Genomic DNA, 18699 nt, shown 5'->3' with positions numbered 1-18699 from the left:
TCAGTAGCGGTAGTGCTCCGGCTTGTACGGGCCTTCGACGTCCACGCCGATGTACTCCGCCTGATCCTTGGTGAGCTTGGTCAGCGTGCCGCCGAGTGCCTCGACGTGGATCTTGGCGACCTTCTCGTCGAGGTGCTTGGCGAGGCGGTAGACCTCGTTGTCGTACTCGTCGTTCTTGGTCCACAGCTCGATCTGCGCGATGACCTGGTTGGAGAAGCTGTTGCTCATCACGAACGAGGGGTGGCCGGTGGCGTTGCCCAGGTTCAGCAGGCGACCCTCCGACAGCACGATGATCGACTTACCGGACTCACCGAAGGTCCACTCGTCGACCTGCGGCTTGATGTTGATGCGGGTCGCGCCGGAGCGCTCCAGGGCGGCCATGTCGATCTCGTTGTCGAAGTGGCCGATATTGCCCAGGATCGAGTGATCCTTCATCGCCTTCATGTGGTCGAGGGTGATGATGTCCTTGTTGCCCGTCGAGGTGATGACGATGTCGGCATTGCCGATCGCCTGCTCGACGGTCACCACGTCGTAGCCGTCCATCAGAGCCTGCAGCGCGTTGATCGGATCGATCTCGGTGACCTGCACGCGCGCGCCCTGGCCGGCCAGCGACTCGGCGCAGCCCTTGCCCACGTCGCCGTAACCGCAGATCAGCACCTTCTTGCCGCCGATGAGCGCATCGGTGCCGCGGTTGATGCCGTCGACCAGCGAGTGCCGGGTGCCGTACTTGTTGTCGAACTTGCTCTTGGTGACCGAGTCGTTGACGTTGATGGCCGGGAACGCGAGCTCACCGGCAGCGGCGAACTGGTACAGGCGCAGCACGCCGGTGGTGGTCTCCTCGGTGACACCCTTGACCGACGCCGCGATCTTGGTCCACTTGTCCTTGCTCTGCTCGTAGCCCTTGCGGACGAGCTCCAGGAAGACCTTCCACTCGGCCGAGTCGTCCTCTTCGGCGGGGGGAACCACGCCGGCCTTCTCGTACTGCGCGCCGCGCAGCACGAGCATGGTGGCGTCGCCGCCGTCGTCGAGGATCATGTTGGCCGGCTCGCCGGGCCAGGTGAGCATCTGCTCGGCGGCCCACCAGTACTCCTCCAGCGTCTCGCCCTTCCAGGCGAACACCGGGGTGCCCTTGGGCTCCTCCGGCGTGCCGTTGGGGCCGACGACGATGGCCGCGGCCGCGTGGTCCTGGGTGGAGAAGATGTTGCAGGACGCCCAGCGCACCTCGGCGCCGAGGCTGGTCAGCGTCTCGATCAGCACCGCGGTCTGCACGGTCATGTGCAGCGAGCCAGAGATCCGCGCGCCCTTGAGCGGCTGGACCTCGGCGTATTCGCGGCGCAGTTCCATCAGGCCGGGCATCTCGTGTTCGGCCAGTCGGATCTCTTTACGCCCGAAGTCGGCCAGCGACAGGTCGGCGACCTTGAAGTCGATCCCGTTGCGGACGTCGGCGGTCAGAGCAGTCATGTAGAGCCCCTCTTGTGGTTGAACAGCTTTGTGGTTCGTCAATTGCCTATGAGCGCACAGATGCGCAGCGACAACATCTGTGCAGACACCCATGGGCCTGCGGGCTCGCGGGACAGGCGGTTGAAGCGCTCTGCCAGCCAGGGGCGTCTATGACACCGTAGCGCCTCACGGCGGGTCGAAGCACCCCGCCGTCCCTGCTAGAGGTCGACGACCCCGTAGCGCTCGGCGAACGGTGCCATCAATCGGGCCAGGTCACGGGCCACATCGTGGTCCGCTTCGGGTGGCATGGAGATGTAGCTCATCGCCAGCCGGACGATCGCCCTGGCCAGCACGCCGGCGTCCTCTTCGCTGCAGCGCACCCAGCTGCGCATGAACGCGTCGGTCAGCCGCGACGAGCAGTGGTTGATAATCGGCGCGCTGTCGGTGGTGATCAGCTGCAGCAGGTCGGGCTTCGACGACCCGGTCAGCAGCGAGATCACCAGCGGATCGGCCGCCGACTCCATGAAGAAGTCGCGGAAGCCCTGCAGGAACGCGGCGTAGATGTCGCCGACGTTGTTGCTGATGGCGGCGTTGATCTGGTCGACCAGACGATCCGCCAGGCGCATCGCGTAGCCCTGCGCCAGGCCCTGGCGTGAGCCGAACTCGTTGTAGATGGTCTGCCGGCTGATGCCGGCGGCCTTGGCGACGTCGGACAGGGTGATCGCCGACCAGTCGCGGGTGAGGAGCAGCTCACGCATCCCGTCGAGGATGGAGTCGCGCAGCAGAACTCGCGACGCCTCCGCGTAGGTGATGCGTTTGTCGTTGGGCCCGCCCACAGGCGCGACAATAACGGTTGCCCGGAGCGCACCGCTTGAGGCGACGGTCATGTCCCCCGCCCTCCCGCACCGCGAGCGCGCGTGTCTGCACCGCAGGCACCCGGGCCCGCACCGCGAGCGCGCGTGTCTGCACGCCGCCGGTCGGCGTGTCGCGTGCAGTCACGCGCGCTCGTCGGTAGCGAGTGTGCGTTCACGGCCGGGCGACCTCGACCATCTCGAAGTCGGACTTGGCGGCACCGCAGTCCGGGCAGCTCCAGTCCTCGGGGATGTCGTCCCAGCGGGTGCCGGGGGCGATGCCGTCCTCGGGCCAACCCTTGGCCTCGTCGTATTCGAAACCGCACTGCACACACACGAACAGCTTGTAGTCGCTCATTGCATCTCCGTTCTTCTCCGAAGCGCTCGTCACCGCTTCACTCCTATTTCCTCGAAGTCGACCTTCTCCAGCACCGCGCAGTCGGGGCAGCACCATTCGTCGGGCACGTCGGCCCAGGTGGTCCCGGCCGGAAAACCCTCGCGCGGTTCGCCTTTGGCCTCGTCGTAGACGTAATCGCAGCCGGGGCACCGGTAGGCGCTCACGCTCCGGCCCGCTTCTCCTCGCGGGCGCGCCCCTCGGCGGACCCGTACGTGGCCAGGACCTTGTCGCGCATCCGCGGGTGGATGTTCACCCGGGTGATGTCGCCGTCGTAGTGGTCGAGCACCCGGTGGTCCATCACCTTGCGCCACAGCAGCGGGAAGTAGGTCAGGCCGATCATCGACGCGTACCCGCTGGGCAGGTTCGGCGCCCCGTCCATGCTGCGCAGCGTCTGGTAGCGACGGGTCGGGTTGGCGTGATGGTCGCTGTGCCGCTGCAGGTGGTACAGGAACAGGTTCGTCACGATGTGGTCGGAGTTCCAGCTGTGCACGGGCGCGCAGCGCTCGTAGCGACCGTTGTCGAGCTTCTTGCGCAGCAGCCCGTAATGCTCCAGGTAGTTGACGGTCTCCAGCAACGTGAACCCGAAGACGGCCGAGATCAGGATGTACGGGATCACAGCCCAACCGAACACCGCGATCAGCGCGCCGTAGAGCACCACAGACATCGCCCACGCGTTGAGCACGTCGTTGGACCAATGCCACGTGCTCTTCCCGGCCCGCTCCAGCCGCTTGGCTTCCAGCTCCCACGACGACTTCAGGCTGCCGATCACGCTGCGCGGCAGGAACTCCCAGAACGTCTCACCGAAGCGGGCCGACGCCGGATCCTCGGGTGTCGCGACGCGCACGTGGTGGCCGCGGTTGTGCTCGATGTAGAAGTGGCCGTACAGCGTCTGTGCCAGTGTGATTTTCGCCAGCCAGCGCTCCAAAGAGTCCTTCTTGTGGCCCATTTCGTGGGCGGTGTTGATGCCGACGCCGCCGAGCAGACCCACCGAGAGGGCCACGCCGATCTTCGCCGGCCACGGCAGCGCACCGTCGAAGCCGAGCCAGCTGAGGTCCGACGCGGTGAACAGGTACGCGCCCAGGACGACGCTCGCGTACTGGAACGGGATGTAGACGTAGGTGCAGTAGCGGTAGTACTTGTCGTTCTCCAGCCGCTCCATCACCTCGTCGGGCGGATTCTGCCCGTCAGGGCCGAAGAAGCGGTCCAGGGCGGGCAGCAGGATGTAAAGCAGGATCGGGCCGATCCACAGCGGCACCTGTGCGACGGCGTGCCAGCCGAATTGATTGAACGCCCACACCAGCGGCAGCATCACGAACAGCGCTGTGGGGGCGATGAGGCCCATCAGCCACAGATAGCGCTTCTTGTCGCGCCACTGCTCGACATCCGGAGCCTCGTTCATCTCTTGCGTGGTCACCTCAAATGCCTCCTTGCGTGTGAGTGTGGTCACCTCTTGGGATTGACTATAGGGCCATTTTTGTCGCCCGTCTAGACACAGAAGCTATTTTTGTAAAACTGTTCCCCGCCGCGCGAGCGCGCGTGTCTGCTCCGCGACACGCCGCTGGGGCCGGCATTTTGCGCACGCTCGAGCCGAGAACGCGGGGTGAGGGCACGGCAGATGCCGAGGCCGCGGGTTCACGAACGTGCGTGAACTCCGGGATTTCTACGGCGTGTCAGCCGCAGACACGCACGCTCACGGGAGGAGAAGAGGGTGCGGGCGCCCGCGGGAGGAGGAGGGCCAGAAGAGACCTAGGTGCGGGGGGTGATCCCGCGGGCACGTCGGCCGACCAGCGAGTGCCTGCGGCCGTAGAGGAAGTAGACGACCACGCCGATCGCCATCCAGATCGTGAAGCGGATCCACGTCAGGCCGGTGAGGTTCAGCATCAGCCACACACACGCGATGATCGACAGGATCGGCAGCACCGGGACCCACGGTGTCCGGAAGCCGCGATCGAGGTCGGGCCGCGAACGGCGCAGCACGATGACGCCCGCCGACACCAGGACGAACGCGAACAGCGTGCCGATGTTGACCATCTCTTCGAGCTTGTCGATCGGGAAGACCGAGGCCGTCACCGCCACGACGGCGCCGACGATCAGCGTGATGCGCACGGGTGTGCCGTGTTCGTTGGTCCTGGCGAGCTGGCGCGGCAGCAGCCCGTCGCGTGACATCGCGAACAGCACCCGCGTCTGCCCCAGCACCAGCACGATGACGACGGTGGTCAGGCCGGCCAGGGCGCCGATGGAGATCACCTTCGCGGCCCAGTCCACGCCGTTGAGCGAGAACGCCGTCGCGAGATTCTGCGTTTCGGCGTCGCGCAACTCCTTGTAGCTGACCATCCCGGTCAGCACGACGGCGACGGCCACGTAGAGGACGGTCACGATGCCCAAGGAGGCCAGGATGCCGCGCGGCACATTGCGCTGCGGGTTCTTGGTCTCTTCGGCCGTCGTCGCGACGATGTCGAAACCGATGAACGCGAAGAAGACGATCGAGGCGCCCGCGAGCACGCCGTACCAGCCGTAGCTGCTGCCCTCGGCCCCGGTGATCAGGGAGAACAGCGACTGCTCGGTGCCCGTCCCGCCTTCGCCGGCTTCCGGTGCCGGGACGAACGGCGAGAAGTTCTCCATCTTGATGTAGAACGCACCGACGATCACCACGAGCAGCACCACGGACACCTTGATCGCGGTGATGGCCAGGCTGACCCCGGCCGAGAGCTTGGTGCCCATCGCCAGGATCAGCGTGACCAGGGCGATGATGATCAGCGCGCCCCAGTCCACGTCGAAACCGCCGACTTGCGCGGTGCCGCCGGCAAACCCGAAGACGGTGCCCAGATAGCTGGACCAGCCCTTCGCCACGACTGCTGCGGCAACGGCGAATTCCAGGATCAGATCCCAGCCGATGATCCACGCGACGAACTCACCGAACGTCGCGTAGGAGAAGGTGTACGCGCTGCCCGCGACGGGCACCGTCGATGCGAACTCCGCGTAGCAGAGCGCGGCCAGGCCGCAGGCGATCGCGGCGAAGATGAACGACAGCGAGATCGCGGGCCCGGTGAGGTTGGCGGCGGTGGACGCGGTGATGGTGAAGATGCCCGCGCCGATGACGACCGAGACGCCGAAAACGGTCAGGTCCCACCAGCTCAGGTCCTTGCGAAGCTTGGTGTCGGGCTCGTCGGTGTCGGCGATCGACTGTTCCACCGACTTCACGCGCAGCTTGCCTGCTTGCTGCGCGACGGGCTCCTGAGCCATCAACCGTCCCCTTTTTGTCATCGTTTCAGCGGAATGTACCCACTACCGTGTCATCCAATGGGTCAAAAACACGCGATCGTGATCGGTGCGAGTCTCGGGGGGCTGTGCGCCGCCCGGGTCTTGTCGAACTTCTATGACCGGGTCTCGGTGTACGAGCGGGACACCCTGCCCGATGACCCCGGGCATCGCGCCGCGGTGCCGCAGAGCCGTCATGTCCATCTGCTGATGGCGCGCGGGGCGATGGAGTTCGAAAGCCTCTTCCCCGGCCTTCTCGAGGACATGGTCGCCGCGGGTGTGCCCATGCTGGAGAACCGACCCGACTGCATCCACTTCGGTGCGGCGGGCCATGTGCTCGGGACGCAGCACCGCCTGCAGGACGAGTTCACCGCGTACGTGCCGAGCCGCAAGCACCTGGAATGGCAGATCCGTCGCCGGGTCCTCGACATCGACAACGTCACCCTGGTCAACGAGGGGATCGGTGAGCCGGTCTTCGACGGCCGGCGGGTCACGGGCGTGCGCACCGCCGGCGGGGCGACCGTCGAGGCCGACCTGGTCGTCGACGCCACCGGACGCGGCACCCGGCTGCCGGTGTGGCTGGAGCAGTGGGGATTTGGACGTCCCCACGAGGACACCGTCGATGTCGGCATCAGCTACGCCACCCACCAGTTGCGGATTCCCGACGGTCTGCTCGCCGAGAAGGTCGTCGTCGCCGGCGCGTCCCACGACCAGCCGGTCGGCATCGGGATGCTCTATTACGAGGACGGCACCTGGGGCATGACGACGTTCGGGGTGGGGAAGGTTCCCGCCCCCGCCGACTTCGACGAGATGTGCGAGCTGGCCGACAAGATCCTGCCCGCCCACGTGAGCGCAGCGGTGCGCCAGGCCGAGGTGCTGGGAGACATTGCGCTGCACAAGTATCCGACCAGCCGATGGCGGCGTTTCGACAAGATGACCCGCTACCCCGCCGGCATCCTGCCGTTCGGCGACGCGGTGGTGAGCTTCAATCCGACGTTCGGGCAGGGCATGACAATGACGTCGCTGCAGGCGGGTCATCTCCGCCGCGCACTGCTGTCGCCGGAGCCGGAGGCCACGTTCCTGAAGGCCACCAGCAAGACGACGTGGCCGGTGTGGACGATGAATGCGATCGGGGACCTGGCGCTGCACCGCGCCGAGGGACCCAGCCGGTGGTGGTATCAGCCGGTGGGGTCGCTGTTCGATCAGTTCCTCGGGGCCGCCGAAACCGATCCTGTTCTGGCGGAATGGTTTCTGCGACGGTTCAGCCTGCTCGACAGCCTGTACATGGTGCCGTCCGCCCGCCTGGTCGGCCGGACGGTCCGGCACAACATGACGGCGTGGGCTAAATCCCTACGCAGACCCGGAACAGCTGCGTCTGCTCCCGTGCCATCAGCCTGATCGGCCCGTCGTCGGCCGTCACCCACGCCGCAGCACCGCGCTCCAGCACCACGGCGTCGCTTTTGGCGTGCACGGTGACACCACCTTGGGCGCACAGGAGTATCTGCGGACCTTCATGGCGCGACGGCGCGTCGATCTCGTGTCCGAGGGACTCGCCGTCGATGTGCAGGACTGATACCGCGAACTCGGGAGCCGGTGTGGGATAGACGATCTCGGCTCCGTCACGGATCACCTCGGGAACGACGAGGACGTCCTCGGCCGGGGTGAAGTCCAGCACCCGCAGCAGTTCGGGCACATCGACGTGCTTCGGGGTCAGGCCGCCGCGAAGCACGTTGTCGGAGTTGGCCATCACCTCCACGCCCACGCCCTGGAGGTAGGCGTGCAGATTGCCGGCGGGCAGATAGAGCGCCTCCCCCGGGGCCAGGGACAACCGGTTGAGCAGCATGGAGGCCAGCACCCCGGCGTCTCCGGGATAGCGCTCCCCGAGTTCCAGAACGGTCTTGGCCTCCCGCGCGAATTCCTGCTCGCCGGAACGCACATAAGCGATCGCGCCGTCGATGACAGCGGGCACGAGCACATCGAGGTCGGGCTGCGGACAGGTGATCCACGTGGTGAAGAGCGCTCGCAGGCCGTCCTCGTCGCGCTGGCCGTGAAGCAGGCCGATGTACGGGTCGAGGTCGGCGACGCCGAGGGCCTGCATCAACTGCACGGTCCGCGCGGCGGGCCGGAAACCGGCCAGTGCCTCGAATTGGCTGAGCGCGACGATGATCTCGGGCTTGTGGCTGCGGTCGCGGTAATTGCGATCGGGTGCGTTGATGGGGATGCCCATCCGGTCTTCGCGGGCGAAACCCTCGACTGCCTGCTCGGTACTCGGATGCGCCTGCAGGGACAGCGGCTCGTCGGCCGCCAGCACCTTCAGCAGGAACGGCAGGGTGTCCCCGAACCGGCCGCGCACGGCCGCGCCGAGTTCACCCTCGGGGTCGGCGCGCAGCGCGTCGAGCAGCGATTGCTCGCCGCCCTCGGTCTGCAGGTACGCCGGGTCACCCGGGTGCGCACCGAACCACAGTTCGGCCTCGGGATGCGGTGTGGGACTCGGCGCTCCGACAAAATCGGCGATTGCGGTTCTGGAACCCCAAGCGTAGGTTCGCACCGCACCTCTGAGCAGATGCACTCTCTCACCCTCGAACCAGCCGCTGGTAGACCGCCGCCATCTCGAGGCGAACCGCCATCAGCGCCAATTGTTGTTCGGGACGCGAAGATTCGGGCATCGTGGCTGAGCCCGTCTCGCTGTTCCCCCCGTCTGCCACGACGTCGGGGACGTCGTTGGCGTTGACGACGTAGACGTCGTCGAAGCCTCGTAGCCGCGCCGAGACCGCGGGCCGTTCGGCGTCCGAGGTCAGCACGATGGTGCCGGTGCGCTGCGCCAGCGGCCCGTCGATCTCCTCGTCGTGGAAGATCGACGTCGTACCGCCCGGCGCATCCCGGCCCCAGCCCGAACCGATCGCGGTCAGCGCGTCGGCCAATCCCACGGCGGCGGCGCTGCGGTGGGCGATCCGCAGCATCGCGGTGCAGGCGTGGCGGGCGAGGGCGATGGTCGCCGCCGAGTCCCCCGCGAAGACCACTTCCCGGTCGCGCATCCGCTCGGCCAGGCCCTTGGCCGGATTCGTGAAGACCTCGCGGGCGGCGCTGTTGCGCAGGGCCTCTTCGTCGAGCTCGTCGGCCAGCGCCGCCAGGTCGATCGAGAACCCGGGTGCGACCGCATGCAGCACGGCCAACCCCGCCGCCAGGTAGCGCGCGAGCGTGAAATCGTCGGGAACGGGCAGGCGCGGCGGCATCGCGACCGACCGGCCTGCGGTGGCGTCACGCAAGGGACCTTCGTAGGGCGCCACGACGACGACCCGGGCGCCCCGGCGCACGGCGGTGGCGGCGGCCGAAACCAGCGCCGGGACACCGGGATCGTCCCCGGCGACGACCAGAACGTCCAGCGCGCCGATCCACGGTGGCGCTTCGGATGCCACCACGATCGGCACGCCGATCGATCCGCCGAGCTGGGCGGCGAGCATCGCGCCTGCGGCTTCGGCGTTTCCCTGCCCCGCCACCCAGATGATGGTGCGCGGCGGCGAGTCCGAACGGATGGCGTCCAGATCGCCCTCGTCGAACGCCGCGGCCGTGGCCCTCACCTGTGCGCCCGCCATCGACGCCGCACGCAGCAGCCCCAGACGGTCGGCGGCCAGCAAGCCTTCCGCATCGTCGAGGTCGACATCGGCGGCCGACAACGGGCCCACGCTCACGTCGATCCCTCGGCGCCTGCGGTGATGTGCCCACCGATCTCCTCGACTAGTTCTTTGACCTCGTCGGCGCTGCGCGCTTCGACATTCAGGCGCAGCAGGGGTTCGGTGTTCGACATCCGCAGGTTGAACCAGCGGCCGTCGCCCAGGTCGACGGTGACGCCGTCGAGGTGGTCGATCGCGTGCACGCGAGACCCGAAGGCCTGCAGCACCGCATCGACGACCGCGGGAGCGTTCGTGACGGTGTAGTTGATCTCACCGGAAGCTTCATAGCGCTGGTAGTCGGCCATCATCTCCGACAGCGGCCGATCCTGTTCGGCCAGCGCCGCCAGCACGTGCAGGGCGGCCAGCATGCCGGAGTCGGCGCCCCAGAAGTCGCGGAAGTAGTAGTGCGCCGAGTGCTCCCCACCGAAGATGGCCCCGGTCTCGGCCATCAGTCCCTTGATGTACGAGTGCCCGACCCGCGAGCGCACCGGTGTGCCACCACGTTCGGCGACCAGCTCCGGCACGGCGCGCGACGTGATCAGGTTGTGGATGATCGTCGCGCCGATCTCCCGGTGCAGTTCACGGGCGGCCACCAACGCCGTGACGGCCGACGGGGACACGGCCTGACCGCGCTCGTCGACGACGAAGCAGCGGTCGGCGTCGCCGTCGAAGGCCAGTCCGATGTCGGCGCCGGTCTCCAGCACGTAGGCCTGCAGGTCGACCAGGTTGGCGGGGTCCAGCGGGTTGGCCTCGTGGTTGGGGAACTCGCCGTCGAGTTCGAAGAACAGTGGCGAGAGCGTGATCGACGAAATCTCGCCCAGTACAGCCGGTGTCGTATGGCCGGCCATCCCGTTACCGGCGTCGACCGCGACGTGCAGCGGACGCATCCCGCTGACCTCGACGAGGGAGCGCAGGAAATCGCCGTAGTCGGCCAGCACGTCCCGGTCGGAGATCGAGCCGCGCGGCCCGTCGTGCGCAGGAACGCCGGCGATGACTTCGTCGCTGATGACGGTCAGGCCGGTGTCCTTGCCGACCGGCTTGGCGCCGGCGCGGCACAGCTTGATGCCGTTGTACGCCGCGGGGTTGTGACTCGCGGTGAACATCGCACCCGGGCAGTCCAGCAGGCCGGAGGCGAAATACAACTGGTCGGTCGAGGCGAGCCCGATGCGTACGACATCGAGACCCTGGGCCACCACGCCCTGGGCGAACGCCTCCGAGAGCGCCGGCGAACTCGCCCGCATGTCATGGCCGATGACCACTTGCGTCGCATTCGGCCGGACCAGTCGGGCGAACGCGGCGCCCACTTCCCCGACGAACGCCTCGTCGATCTCCTCGCCGACAAGTCCACGCACGTCATAGGCCTTGATGACGCGCTGTACCGCCTCGGCGGAACGAGACATGGGACTCCTTGGACGACGAAGAGACTGTGTCCCAACCAGCCTAGCCGTCGAGGCCGGACTCCACGGCGACTCACTGCACGCCGTTATGCCCCCGAAATGGCATTGCCGCAGGAAAGGTGTCGGCCGGTGCTAGTCAGTGGGGTCGGGCAGCACGCGGAGGTGCCCGCGGCGCCGGCCGTTGGTCTGCGGCCGAGGGGTCGGCGGCGCCATCAGCGCACCACCGTGGGCGCCGGTGACCGGATCGGAGAACCCCGCGGTGAAGCCGTGGGCGGGTGTCCCGCCCGAGGCGACATTGTCGCGACCTTCTCGAACTGCATCGGCGAGCGCCACCAGGTCATCGTCGTCGGGGTGTGAGGGAAGTGGGCCGGCATGACGGACCAGCTCCCAACCGCGGGGAGCGGTGATGCGGCCGGCGTGCATGACACACAGATCCCACGAGTGCGGCTCGGACACAGTGGCCAGCGGGCCGACGACAGCCGTCGAGTCTGAATAGACGAAGGTGAGCGTCGCGACCGCATAGTGCGGGCACCCAGGCCGGCAGCAGCGACGGGGAACATTCACAGCGGAAGGTTATCGCGCACAAACCCCCGCATCGCGCCGGACACGCGCAGCCGTAAGCGCCCCGAAGCCCAACCGTTACGATCTTTTTCGTGATCAGGCGCCAGCACCGCGGATCGCGGCGGGGCCGGGAGATGCGCGGCCCGCTGCTCCCGCCCACCGTTCCGGGCTGGCGCACCCGCGCCGAGCGCTTCGACATGGCGGTGCTGGAAGCCTACGAACCGATCGAGCGGCGCTGGCATGAAAGGGTGTCGACCCTCGATGTGGCGGTCGACGAGATTCCGCGATTGTCGCCGAAAGATCCCGACAGTGTGCAGTGGCCACCGGAGGTGGTGGCGGACGGCCCGATTGCGCTGGCCCGTCTGATCCCTGCCGGGGTGGATGTCCGCGGGAACTCCACCCGCGCACGAATTGTGTTGTTCCGCAAGCCGATCGAGCGCCGGGCTAAAGACACCGACGAGCTGACCGAGCTGTTACACGAATTGTTGGTGGCTCAGGTAGCCACATATCTGGGCGTGGAACCGTCCGTCATCGATCCGACCCTGGACGACGACTAGCGGTTCGCGAGCGCGGGGCGCGCCCGCGGGTCAGATGATGCCGCGCTTGAGGCGCCGGCGCTCACGCTCCGACAGACCACCCCAGATGCCGAAGCGCTCGTCGTTGGCCAGCGCGTACTCCAGGCACATGTCCTTCACTTCGCAGCCCTGGCAGATGCGCTTGGCCTCGCGGGTGGATCCGCCCTTCTCCGGGAAGAAGGCCTCGGGGTCGGTCTGCGCGCACAGGGCACGCTCCTGCCACTGGTCCTCGTCGGAGATAGCCGAGTCGTCGCTGAAGTAGTCACTGTGGTCGGGCACCAAACTCAAGGTAGGTCGCCCGTTCGCTCCGCTGGGTGCCGGTCCGGTCTGGATGTGCGGGGCACTTCCCACCGAGCCGAGGAGCCTGCTGTCGAACCGAATCGAGTCACCGTAATCGGCCTGTTCAAATGCCATGTTCCCCTCCTCCACTGGTCTCGTAGATCCGTATATGCCAGCCCCACTGTCGAACGTGCGGCCATCCCAATTCGAACAAGTGATCGAATCTCGGTCTGCGACACCGGAACCGGCCGGAGAACCGCGAAATGACACTGGTGTGATTACACACGCGTTAGCTGCGTCGGTCAAGCGCTAGAACAGGATTTCATACCATTCCGTGACTTGATTTCGGCGCGTCGCGCTGTGGCGTGTCTATCACGCTCCCCTCGACGTCGGCTCCGGCCGCCGCAACGCCTAGTCTCGTTCGTTGTGAAGGTCACGGTTCTGGTCGGCGGCGTCGGCGGTGCGCGCTTCTTGCTCGGTGTTCAACATCTGTTGGGGCTGGGGCAGTTCGGCACCAACGATACCAATGAGAATGAAGTGACTGCTGTGGTCAATGTCGGCGACGATGCGTGGATGTTCGGGGTCCGCATCTGCCCCGACCTTGACACCTGCATGTACACCCTCGGTGGCGGCATCGATCCCGAGCGCGGTTGGGGCCACAAGAACGAAACGTGGAATGCCAAGGAGGAACTCGCCGCGTACGGTGTGCAGCCGGACTGGTTCGGCCTCGGCGACCGCGACCTGGCCACCCACCTCGTCCGCACCCAGATGCTGCGGGCGGGCTACCCGCTCTCGGACGTGACGGAAGCCCTGTGCAAGAGGTGGTCGCCGGGGGCCAGGCTGCTGCCCGCCAGTGACGACCGCAGCGAAACTCACGTCGTCATCACCGATCCGGACGACGGAGAGAAGCGCGCCATCCACTTCCAGGAGTGGTGGGTGCGCCACCGCACCCAGGTGCCGACCGACAGTTTCGCGTTCGTCGGCGCCGACAAAGCCACTGCCGCACCCGGTGTCACCGACGCGATCGAGAACGCGGATGTCGTGCTGATCGCCCCGTCCAACCCGATCGTGAGCATCGGTGCGATCCTGTCGATCGGCGGGATCCGCGGAGCATTGCGCTCGACGAAGGCGCCGGTCATCGGCTACTCCCCCATCATCGCCGGAAAGCCGTTGCGCGGCATGGCCGACACCTGCCTGTCCGTCGTCGGTGTTCCGAGCACGTCGGAGGCGGTCGGTGGCTACTACGGTGCCCGCGCCGCGACCGGCATCCTCGACGGCTGGCTGGTGCACTCCGGCGATGACGCCTCGATCGACGGTGTCCAGGTGCGGTCGGTGCCCCTGCTGATGACCGACCCCGCCGCCACCGCCGAGATGGTCCGCGCCGGCATCGAACTCGCCGGAGTGACGTGGTGAACGACCACGGAACCTCGGCCCGGGTCGAGATTCTGCCGGTGCCGGGCCTTCCGGAGTTCCGGCCCGGGGACGACCTGGCCGCGGCCATCGCCGAGGCCGCTCCGTGGTTGCAGGACAACGATGTTCTCGTCGTCACCAGCAAGGTGCTGTCCAAGACCGAGGGCCGGATGGTCGCCGCACCGTCCGACCCTGACGAACGTGACGCGTTGAGACGCAGACTCATCGATGCCGAAGCCGTGCGCGTGCTGGCGCGCAAAGGGCGCACGTTGATCACCGAGAACGCCATCGGGCTGGTTCAGGCCGCGGCCGGTGTCGACGGGTCCAACGTGGACTCGAACGAATTGGCGCTGCTGCCCGTCGATCCCGACGGCAGCGCCGCGACCTTGGTTTCGGCGCTGCGGGACCGGCTCGGGGTGACGGTGGCCGTCGTCGTCACCGACACCATGGGGCGGGCGTGGCGCACCGGCCAAACGGACGTGGCGATCGGCGCGGCAGGGCTCTCGGTGCTGCACGCGTATGCGGGTGAACACGATCAGCACGGCAACGAACTCATCGTCACCGAGATCGCCGTCGCCGACGAGATCGCCGCCGCGGCGGATCTGGTGAAGGGCAAGCTGACCGCGGTGCCCGTTGCGGTGGTCCGGGGCTTGACGTTGCACGACGACGGGTCCACGGCCCGCAAGCTGGTGCGTGCGGGCGAGGAAGACCTGTTCTGGCTGGGCACCGAAGAGGCCCTCGCGCTGGGGCGATCGCAGGCGCAGCTGCTGCGCCGGTCCGTGCGTTCGTTCAGCGCCGACACCGTCGATGGCACGTTGATCGAGGCGGCGGTCGGTGAGGCGCTGACCGCGCCGGCGCCGCACCACACGCGACCCGTTCGATTCGTCTGGGTGCAGGACGATGCTGTGCGCGTGGCCCTGCTCGACTCGATGAAGGACCGGTGGCGCGCTGATCTGAGTGCGGACGGCCGGGATCCGCAGTCCGTCGAACGCCGCGTCGGGCGCGGTCAGATCCTCTACGACGCCCCGGAGTTGATCATCCCGTTCATGGTCCCCGACGGCGCCCACACCTATCCCGACGCGCAGCGGACGGCCGCTGAACACACGATGTTCACCGTCGCCGCCGGCGCCGCGGTGCAGGGGTTGTTGGTGGCGTTGGCGGTGCGTGGTGTGGGTAGCTGTTGGATCGGCTCGACCATCTTTGCGCCCGACCTGGTCCGCACAGAGCTGGACCTTCCCTCCGATTGGGAACCGCTGGGCGCCATTGCGATCGGTTATGCGGCCGAGCCGTCGGGACCTCGCGAGCCGGTGCCGACCGAGGGTCAGTTGGTGCGTCGATGAGCCTGCACCAGTCGACGGTCGACACATTGACCGCGTGGAATCCGCCTGATCCTGCGCAGGATTCGATGCGGCATGCGTATCTGGCGTTCCTGGCCGCGCGCGAGGATGCGTGCCTGCGATCCTGCGTGCCGGGCCACATCACGGGGTCGGCGCTGGTCCTCGACCACAGCGGACGTCAAGCGCTCCTGACCTTGCACCCGCGCTTCGGCCGCTGGCTGCAGCTCGGTGGGCACTGCGAGCCCGAGGACGACACCATCGTGGCGGCCGCGCTGCGGGAGGCGACCGAGGAATCGGGCATCGACGGGCTCAGCATCACGGCGGAACCTGTTGCGCTGCACGTGCATCCAGTCACGTGTTCGCTGGGCGTACCGACCCGTCACCTCGACGTGCAATTCGTGGTGCGTGCGCCCGAGGGCGCGCAGTTCGTGCGCAGCGACGAATCGCTCGACTTGCGGTGGTGGCCGCTGGACAAGCTGCCCGACGAGTGCGACTTCGGCCTCACCCAATTGGCCGCCGCCGCGGCTGCCGCCTCCCCCTCTGCCGCGGAATAGCATTCCTGGCGGTGCACGAGCACTTTTCCACAGCCTTGGCTTCTCGTTCGCGAACGGGCCGCAGCCAGACCCCATGCTCTTGTCATGGGGGATGTCATCGTCGGGTCGGAGTCCGTACGCGCGGGCACCATCACTCGTGCGGCGTTGCGCTGGAACTACCGACCCATCTTCCCGGACGTCTACCTGCCGAAGTCCCTGGAGCCGACGCTGCGGCGACGAACGGAGGGTGCATGGCTTTGGTCACGCCGACGGGGAGTTATCACCGGGCGCGCAGCGGCGGCACTGCACGGCGCACGGTGGGTGCACGATGACGTGCCGATAGACATCCTGTGGACGAACAACCGCCCGCCACCGGGAATCACCACCCGGCGCGAGCCTATCGACCCCAGCGAAATCACTTGGATCGACGACATGCCCGCTGCCAGGCCAGCGCGAGTCGGTCTCGACCTCGGGCGCTATCTCCCCCGGGTGCAGGCCGTCGCCAATCTCGATGCTCTGGCTCGCGCCACCGGTATAGATGGCAACGAGGTTCTCGCGCTCGCAGAGGATTACAAAGGTTCGCGCGGAGTGAGACGCTGCCGGCAAGCGGTCGATCTGATGGACGCCGGTGCGCAGTCACCCCAGGAGTCGTGGTTACGCGTGTTGCTCATCGATAGAGGATTTCCGCGGCCACGGACTCAGATACCGGTCGTGGACAGTGGCTATACGTTTGCCTATCTCGACATGGGGTGGCCGGAACTCCTGATCGCAGTCGAGTACGACGGCGAGCACCACCGCACCAGCGATGACCAGTACCGCCGCGATGCCGCGCGATTGAGAAGACTCGAAGCCCTGAACTGGGTTGTGATCAGGGTCATGAAAGGCGACCGCCCCGAGGAGATCGCACTGTGGGTCAGGCGCGCGTTCGCCCTCCGCGAGAGAGAAGCCACGGCGGTGAAGCACCCCGCGTGAGCAGCCAGGAATGCTATTCCGCGAAGAACTAGACGTCGGTCGAGAAGCGGATGCCGCCATCGGGAATCGAGATCCCCGGCCACACGCGGGCCCCGCGCAGCAGCTCGCACCGGGCGCCGATGTCCGCGCCGTCGCCGATCACGCCGTCGCGGATCAGGGCGCGTGGGCCGATGTGCGCCCCGAATCCTATGATCGATCGCTCGATCACCGCTCCCGCACCGATTTTCGCGCCGTCGAAGATCACCGCGCCGTCGAGTCGGGCGCCGCCAGACACCTCCGCGCCGCGGCCGATCACCGTGCCGCCGATCAGCAGTGCGCCCGGCGCCACGGAGGCCCCGTCGTGCACCAGCTTCTCGCCGCGCTGGTGGGTCAGCGCCGGCGAGGGCGCGATACCGCGCACCAGATCGGCAGAGCCGCGCACGAAGTCCTCGGGCGTCCCCATGTCACGCCAGTACGTCGAATCCACATAGCCGCACACGCGTTTGCCGTCGGCGAGCAGCCCCGGGAAGATCTCGCGTTCCACCGACAGCGCACGGCCCTGGGGGATCTCCTCGATCACCGACCGCTTGAACACATAGCAGCCCGCGTTGATCTGATCGGTCGGCGGATCCTGTGTCTTCTCCAGGAACGCCGTCACCACACCGTCGGAATCCGTTGGCACACAGCCGAAAGCGCGCGGGTCACCGACGCGGACCAGGTGCAGGGTCACGTCGGCGTCGTTCGCGCTGTGCGATTCGAGCAGCGCACGCAGGTCGCACCCGGACAGCACGTCGCCGTTGAACACCACCGCAGTGTCGTTGCGCAGCTTCGACGCCACGTTCGCGATGCCACCGCCGGTGCCCAGCGGCTCGTCCTCGACGACGTAGTCGATCTGCAGGCCGAGCTTGGACCCGTCGCCGAACTCCGACTCGAACACCCCCGCCTTGTAGGACGTGCCCATCACGACGTGCTCGATGCCGGCATCGGCGATGCGGGAGAGCAGGTGCGTCAGGAACGGCAGCCCGGCCGTCGGGAGCATTGGTTTGGGCGCCGACAGGGTCAACGGACGGAGGCGCGTGCCCATCCCCCCGACCAGAATGACCGCATCGACCTCGGCTGGATTCACCACGGTGTCCCTTTCGCCCTATGCCTGACGAGATTTGCGGCGGGAACTGCGTACGACCACATTGGCCCGTGCCCCCAGTGCCCCCCGGAACGCCCAGCGTAACGGTGCCTGCCACCACTTCGGGTACCGATCGGCGAGAAAAGTGTAGGTGCTGACGTGATGGGCAGCGAGGTTGCGGGCCGGGTCGCGGCCAGTGGCGTGCCCCTTGGCGTGCAAAACCTCCGCCGAGGGGACGTAGACGTTCTGCCAGCCCGCCCTGCCGAGACGGTCTCCCAGGTCGACGTCTTCCATATACATGAAGTAGCGCTCGTCGAAGCCGGTGATGCCGGTGAAGGCAGCACCCCTCAGCAACAGGCAACTTCCCGAGAGCCAGCCGACAGCACGTTCGCTGGGGTCGGTGCGCTCCTGACGGTAGGCGGCGGTCCACGGATTCGACGGCCACACCGGTCCGACGACGGCGTGCATGCCTCCGCGGATGATCGAGGGCAGGTGCCGGGCCGACGGATAGATTGTGCCGTCGGGGTCGCGGATGAGCGGGCCCAGGGAGCCGGCACGCGGCCAGCGTTGCGCGGCGTCGAACAGCAGGTCGATGCTGTGGGGGCCCCACTGCACATCGGGGTTGGCGACGATGAAGTACTCCGACGACGCCAGCCCGTACTCGGCGACGGCGCGGTTGACCGCGGTGCCGTATCCGAGGTTGCCGCCGGTGCGGTAGAGCTTCGCGTTCGGATAGCGCTCGACGGCCTCTTCAGGCGCGCCGTCGGTGGAGCCGTTGTCGGCCATGATCACGGTGACGGGACGATCGGTCGCGTGCGCCAGCGTGGCGAGGAAGCGATCCAGATGCGGGCCCGGCGAATACGTCACCGTCACGACAAACAGTTCGTCGCTCACGCGGGCATCACCGTCACGGCGT

General features: G+C 67.3%; 19 protein-coding genes. 6 read left to right on the top strand and 13 right to left on the bottom strand.

The annotated features are described in order from the left end of the window. The 6 genes from ahcY to FHR72_RS13890 form a co-directional block, all read right to left on the bottom strand. Complete coding sequence (gene ahcY, locus FHR72_RS13915; protein WP_183468909.1) at nt 1–1461, bottom strand: adenosylhomocysteinase; 1461 nt, start codon at nt 1459–1461, stop codon at nt 1–3. Nucleotides 1462–1658: 197 nt separating this feature from the next. After that, the gene (gene alkX / locus FHR72_RS13910) at nt 1659–2276 is read right to left on the bottom strand and encodes a TetR family transcriptional regulator AlkX (protein WP_183468907.1); all 618 of its coding nucleotides are present in this window, start codon (nt 2274–2276) and stop codon (nt 1659–1661) included. A gap of 190 nt (nt 2277–2466) precedes the next feature. Further along, complete coding sequence (locus tag FHR72_RS13905; RefSeq protein ID WP_009978741.1) at nt 2467–2649, bottom strand: rubredoxin; 183 nt, start codon at nt 2647–2649, stop codon at nt 2467–2469. Between the two features lie 29 nt (nt 2650–2678). Continuing rightward, nucleotides 2679–2852 carry a rubredoxin gene (locus FHR72_RS13900; protein ID WP_183468905.1) on the bottom strand — a complete coding sequence of 58 codons (174 nt, stop codon included), beginning with the start codon at nt 2850–2852 and terminating at the stop codon, nt 2679–2681. After that, nucleotides 2849–4087, bottom strand: coding sequence for an alkane 1-monooxygenase (locus FHR72_RS13895; RefSeq protein WP_183469136.1), 1239 nt, complete (start codon nt 4085–4087; stop codon nt 2849–2851). The genes FHR72_RS13900 and FHR72_RS13895 overlap by 4 nt, the downstream gene beginning before the upstream one ends. Nucleotides 4088–4434: 347 nt before the next feature. Continuing rightward, complete coding sequence (locus FHR72_RS13890; protein ID WP_183468903.1) at nt 4435–5931, bottom strand: APC family permease; 1497 nt, start codon at nt 5929–5931, stop codon at nt 4435–4437. A gap of 57 nt (nt 5932–5988) precedes the next feature. On the opposite strand from FHR72_RS13890, the gene FHR72_RS13885 reads away from it, so the two are divergent. After that, complete coding sequence (locus FHR72_RS13885) at nt 5989–7344, top strand: FAD-dependent oxidoreductase (RefSeq protein WP_183468901.1); 1356 nt, start codon at nt 5989–5991, stop codon at nt 7342–7344. On the opposite strand, the gene manA is transcribed toward FHR72_RS13885, so the two are convergent. The 4 genes from manA to FHR72_RS13865 form a co-directional block, all read right to left on the bottom strand. Next, entirely contained in the window at nt 7289–8515 is a 1227-nt protein-coding gene (gene manA, locus FHR72_RS13880; protein WP_183468899.1) for a mannose-6-phosphate isomerase, class I, read from the bottom strand. The genes FHR72_RS13885 and manA overlap by 56 nt on opposite strands. A gap of 4 nt (nt 8516–8519) precedes the next feature. Next, complete coding sequence (locus FHR72_RS13875; RefSeq protein WP_396888442.1) at nt 8520–9635, bottom strand: TobH protein; 1116 nt, start codon at nt 9633–9635, stop codon at nt 8520–8522. Beyond that, nucleotides 9632–11017: a phosphomannomutase/phosphoglucomutase gene (locus FHR72_RS13870; protein WP_183468897.1), complete on the bottom strand. Its 1386-nt coding sequence runs from the start codon at nt 11015–11017 to the stop codon at nt 9632–9634. Before FHR72_RS13870 ends, FHR72_RS13875 begins: the two co-directional genes overlap by 4 nt. A 129-nt stretch (nt 11018–11146) precedes the next feature. Continuing rightward, nucleotides 11147–11578, bottom strand: a complete 432-nt coding sequence (locus FHR72_RS13865; RefSeq protein WP_183468895.1) for a DUF3499 domain-containing protein — start codon at nt 11576–11578, stop codon at nt 11147–11149. Between the two features lie 131 nt (nt 11579–11709). Between FHR72_RS13865 and FHR72_RS13860 the strand changes: the two genes are divergently transcribed. Then, on the top strand, nt 11710–12132 hold the full coding sequence (locus tag FHR72_RS13860) for a metallopeptidase family protein (RefSeq protein WP_183469132.1): 423 nt from the start codon (nt 11710–11712) through the stop codon (nt 12130–12132). A 30-nt stretch (nt 12133–12162) separates the two neighbouring features. Here FHR72_RS13860 and FHR72_RS13855 read toward each other — a convergent pair whose 3' ends face one another. Continuing rightward, nucleotides 12163–12432 carry a WhiB family transcriptional regulator gene (locus tag FHR72_RS13855; protein WP_183469130.1) on the bottom strand — a complete coding sequence of 90 codons (270 nt, stop codon included), beginning with the start codon at nt 12430–12432 and terminating at the stop codon, nt 12163–12165. A 423-nt stretch (nt 12433–12855) separates the two neighbouring features. On the opposite strand from FHR72_RS13855, the gene cofD reads away from it, so the two are divergent. The 4 genes from cofD (at nt 12856) to FHR72_RS13835 (ending at nt 16681) form a co-directional block, all read left to right on the top strand. Then, nucleotides 12856–13842 (top strand): 2-phospho-L-lactate transferase, encoded by a 987-nt coding sequence (gene cofD / locus FHR72_RS13850; RefSeq protein ID WP_183468893.1) that lies wholly within the window; start codon nt 12856–12858, stop codon nt 13840–13842. Beyond that, nucleotides 13839–15179: a coenzyme F420-0:L-glutamate ligase gene (locus FHR72_RS13845; RefSeq protein ID WP_183468892.1), complete on the top strand. Its 1341-nt coding sequence runs from the start codon at nt 13839–13841 to the stop codon at nt 15177–15179. The genes cofD and FHR72_RS13845 overlap by 4 nt, the downstream gene beginning before the upstream one ends. Continuing rightward, nucleotides 15176–15730, top strand: coding sequence for an NUDIX hydrolase (locus FHR72_RS13840; RefSeq protein WP_183468890.1), 555 nt, complete (start codon nt 15176–15178; stop codon nt 15728–15730). The genes FHR72_RS13845 and FHR72_RS13840 overlap by 4 nt, the downstream gene beginning before the upstream one ends. A gap of 84 nt (nt 15731–15814) precedes the next feature. Further along, on the top strand, nt 15815–16681 hold the full coding sequence (locus FHR72_RS13835; RefSeq protein WP_183468888.1) for a putative endonuclease domain-containing protein: 867 nt from the start codon (nt 15815–15817) through the stop codon (nt 16679–16681). A 28-nt stretch (nt 16682–16709) separates the two neighbouring features. On the opposite strand, the gene manB is transcribed toward FHR72_RS13835, so the two are convergent. Further along, entirely contained in the window at nt 16710–17789 is a 1080-nt protein-coding gene (manB, locus tag FHR72_RS13830; RefSeq protein ID WP_183468886.1) for a mannose-1-phosphate guanylyltransferase ManB, read from the bottom strand. A 15-nt stretch (nt 17790–17804) separates the two neighbouring features. Then, a complete protein-coding gene (locus FHR72_RS13825; protein WP_183468884.1) occupies nt 17805–18677 on the bottom strand; it encodes a glycosyltransferase family 2 protein in 873 nt (290 codons plus the stop codon). Between the last annotated feature and the right edge of the window lie 22 nt (nt 18678–18699).

It is taken from the genome of Mycolicibacterium iranicum, from assembly GCF_014190915.1.
GTDB classification, from domain to species: Bacteria; Actinomycetota; Actinomycetes; order Mycobacteriales; family Mycobacteriaceae; genus Mycobacterium; species Mycobacterium iranicum_B.
The sequence above is the reverse complement of the archived record's forward strand: the minus strand, read 5'-3'. Positions and strand labels throughout refer to the sequence as shown.

Bases quoted from the DNA above. Each gene is read 5' to 3' on its own strand.
- FHR72_RS13895 (WP_183469136.1), bottom strand. From the start codon at position 4,087: ATGAACGAGGCTCCGGATGTCGAGCAGTGGCGCGACAAGAAGCGCTAT.
- FHR72_RS13870 (WP_183468897.1), bottom strand. From the start codon at position 11,017: ATGTCTCGTTCCGCCGAGGCGGTACAGCGCGTCATCAAGGCCTATGAC.
- FHR72_RS13905 (WP_009978741.1), bottom strand. From the start codon at position 2,649: ATGAGCGACTACAAGCTGTTCGTGTGTGTGCAGTGCGGTTTCGAATAC.
- ahcY (WP_183468909.1), bottom strand. From the start codon at position 1,461: ATGACTGCTCTGACCGCCGACGTCCGCAACGGGATCGACTTCAAGGTC.
- FHR72_RS13840 (WP_183468890.1), top strand. From the start codon at position 15,176: ATGAGCCTGCACCAGTCGACGGTCGACACATTGACCGCGTGGAATCCG.
- FHR72_RS13835 (WP_183468888.1), top strand. From the start codon at position 15,815: ATGGGGGATGTCATCGTCGGGTCGGAGTCCGTACGCGCGGGCACCATC.
- FHR72_RS13885 (WP_183468901.1), top strand. From the start codon at position 5,989: ATGGGTCAAAAACACGCGATCGTGATCGGTGCGAGTCTCGGGGGGCTG.
- FHR72_RS13860 (WP_183469132.1), top strand. From the start codon at position 11,710: ATGCGCGGCCCGCTGCTCCCGCCCACCGTTCCGGGCTGGCGCACCCGC.
- FHR72_RS13890 (WP_183468903.1), bottom strand. From the start codon at position 5,931: ATGGCTCAGGAGCCCGTCGCGCAGCAAGCAGGCAAGCTGCGCGTGAAG.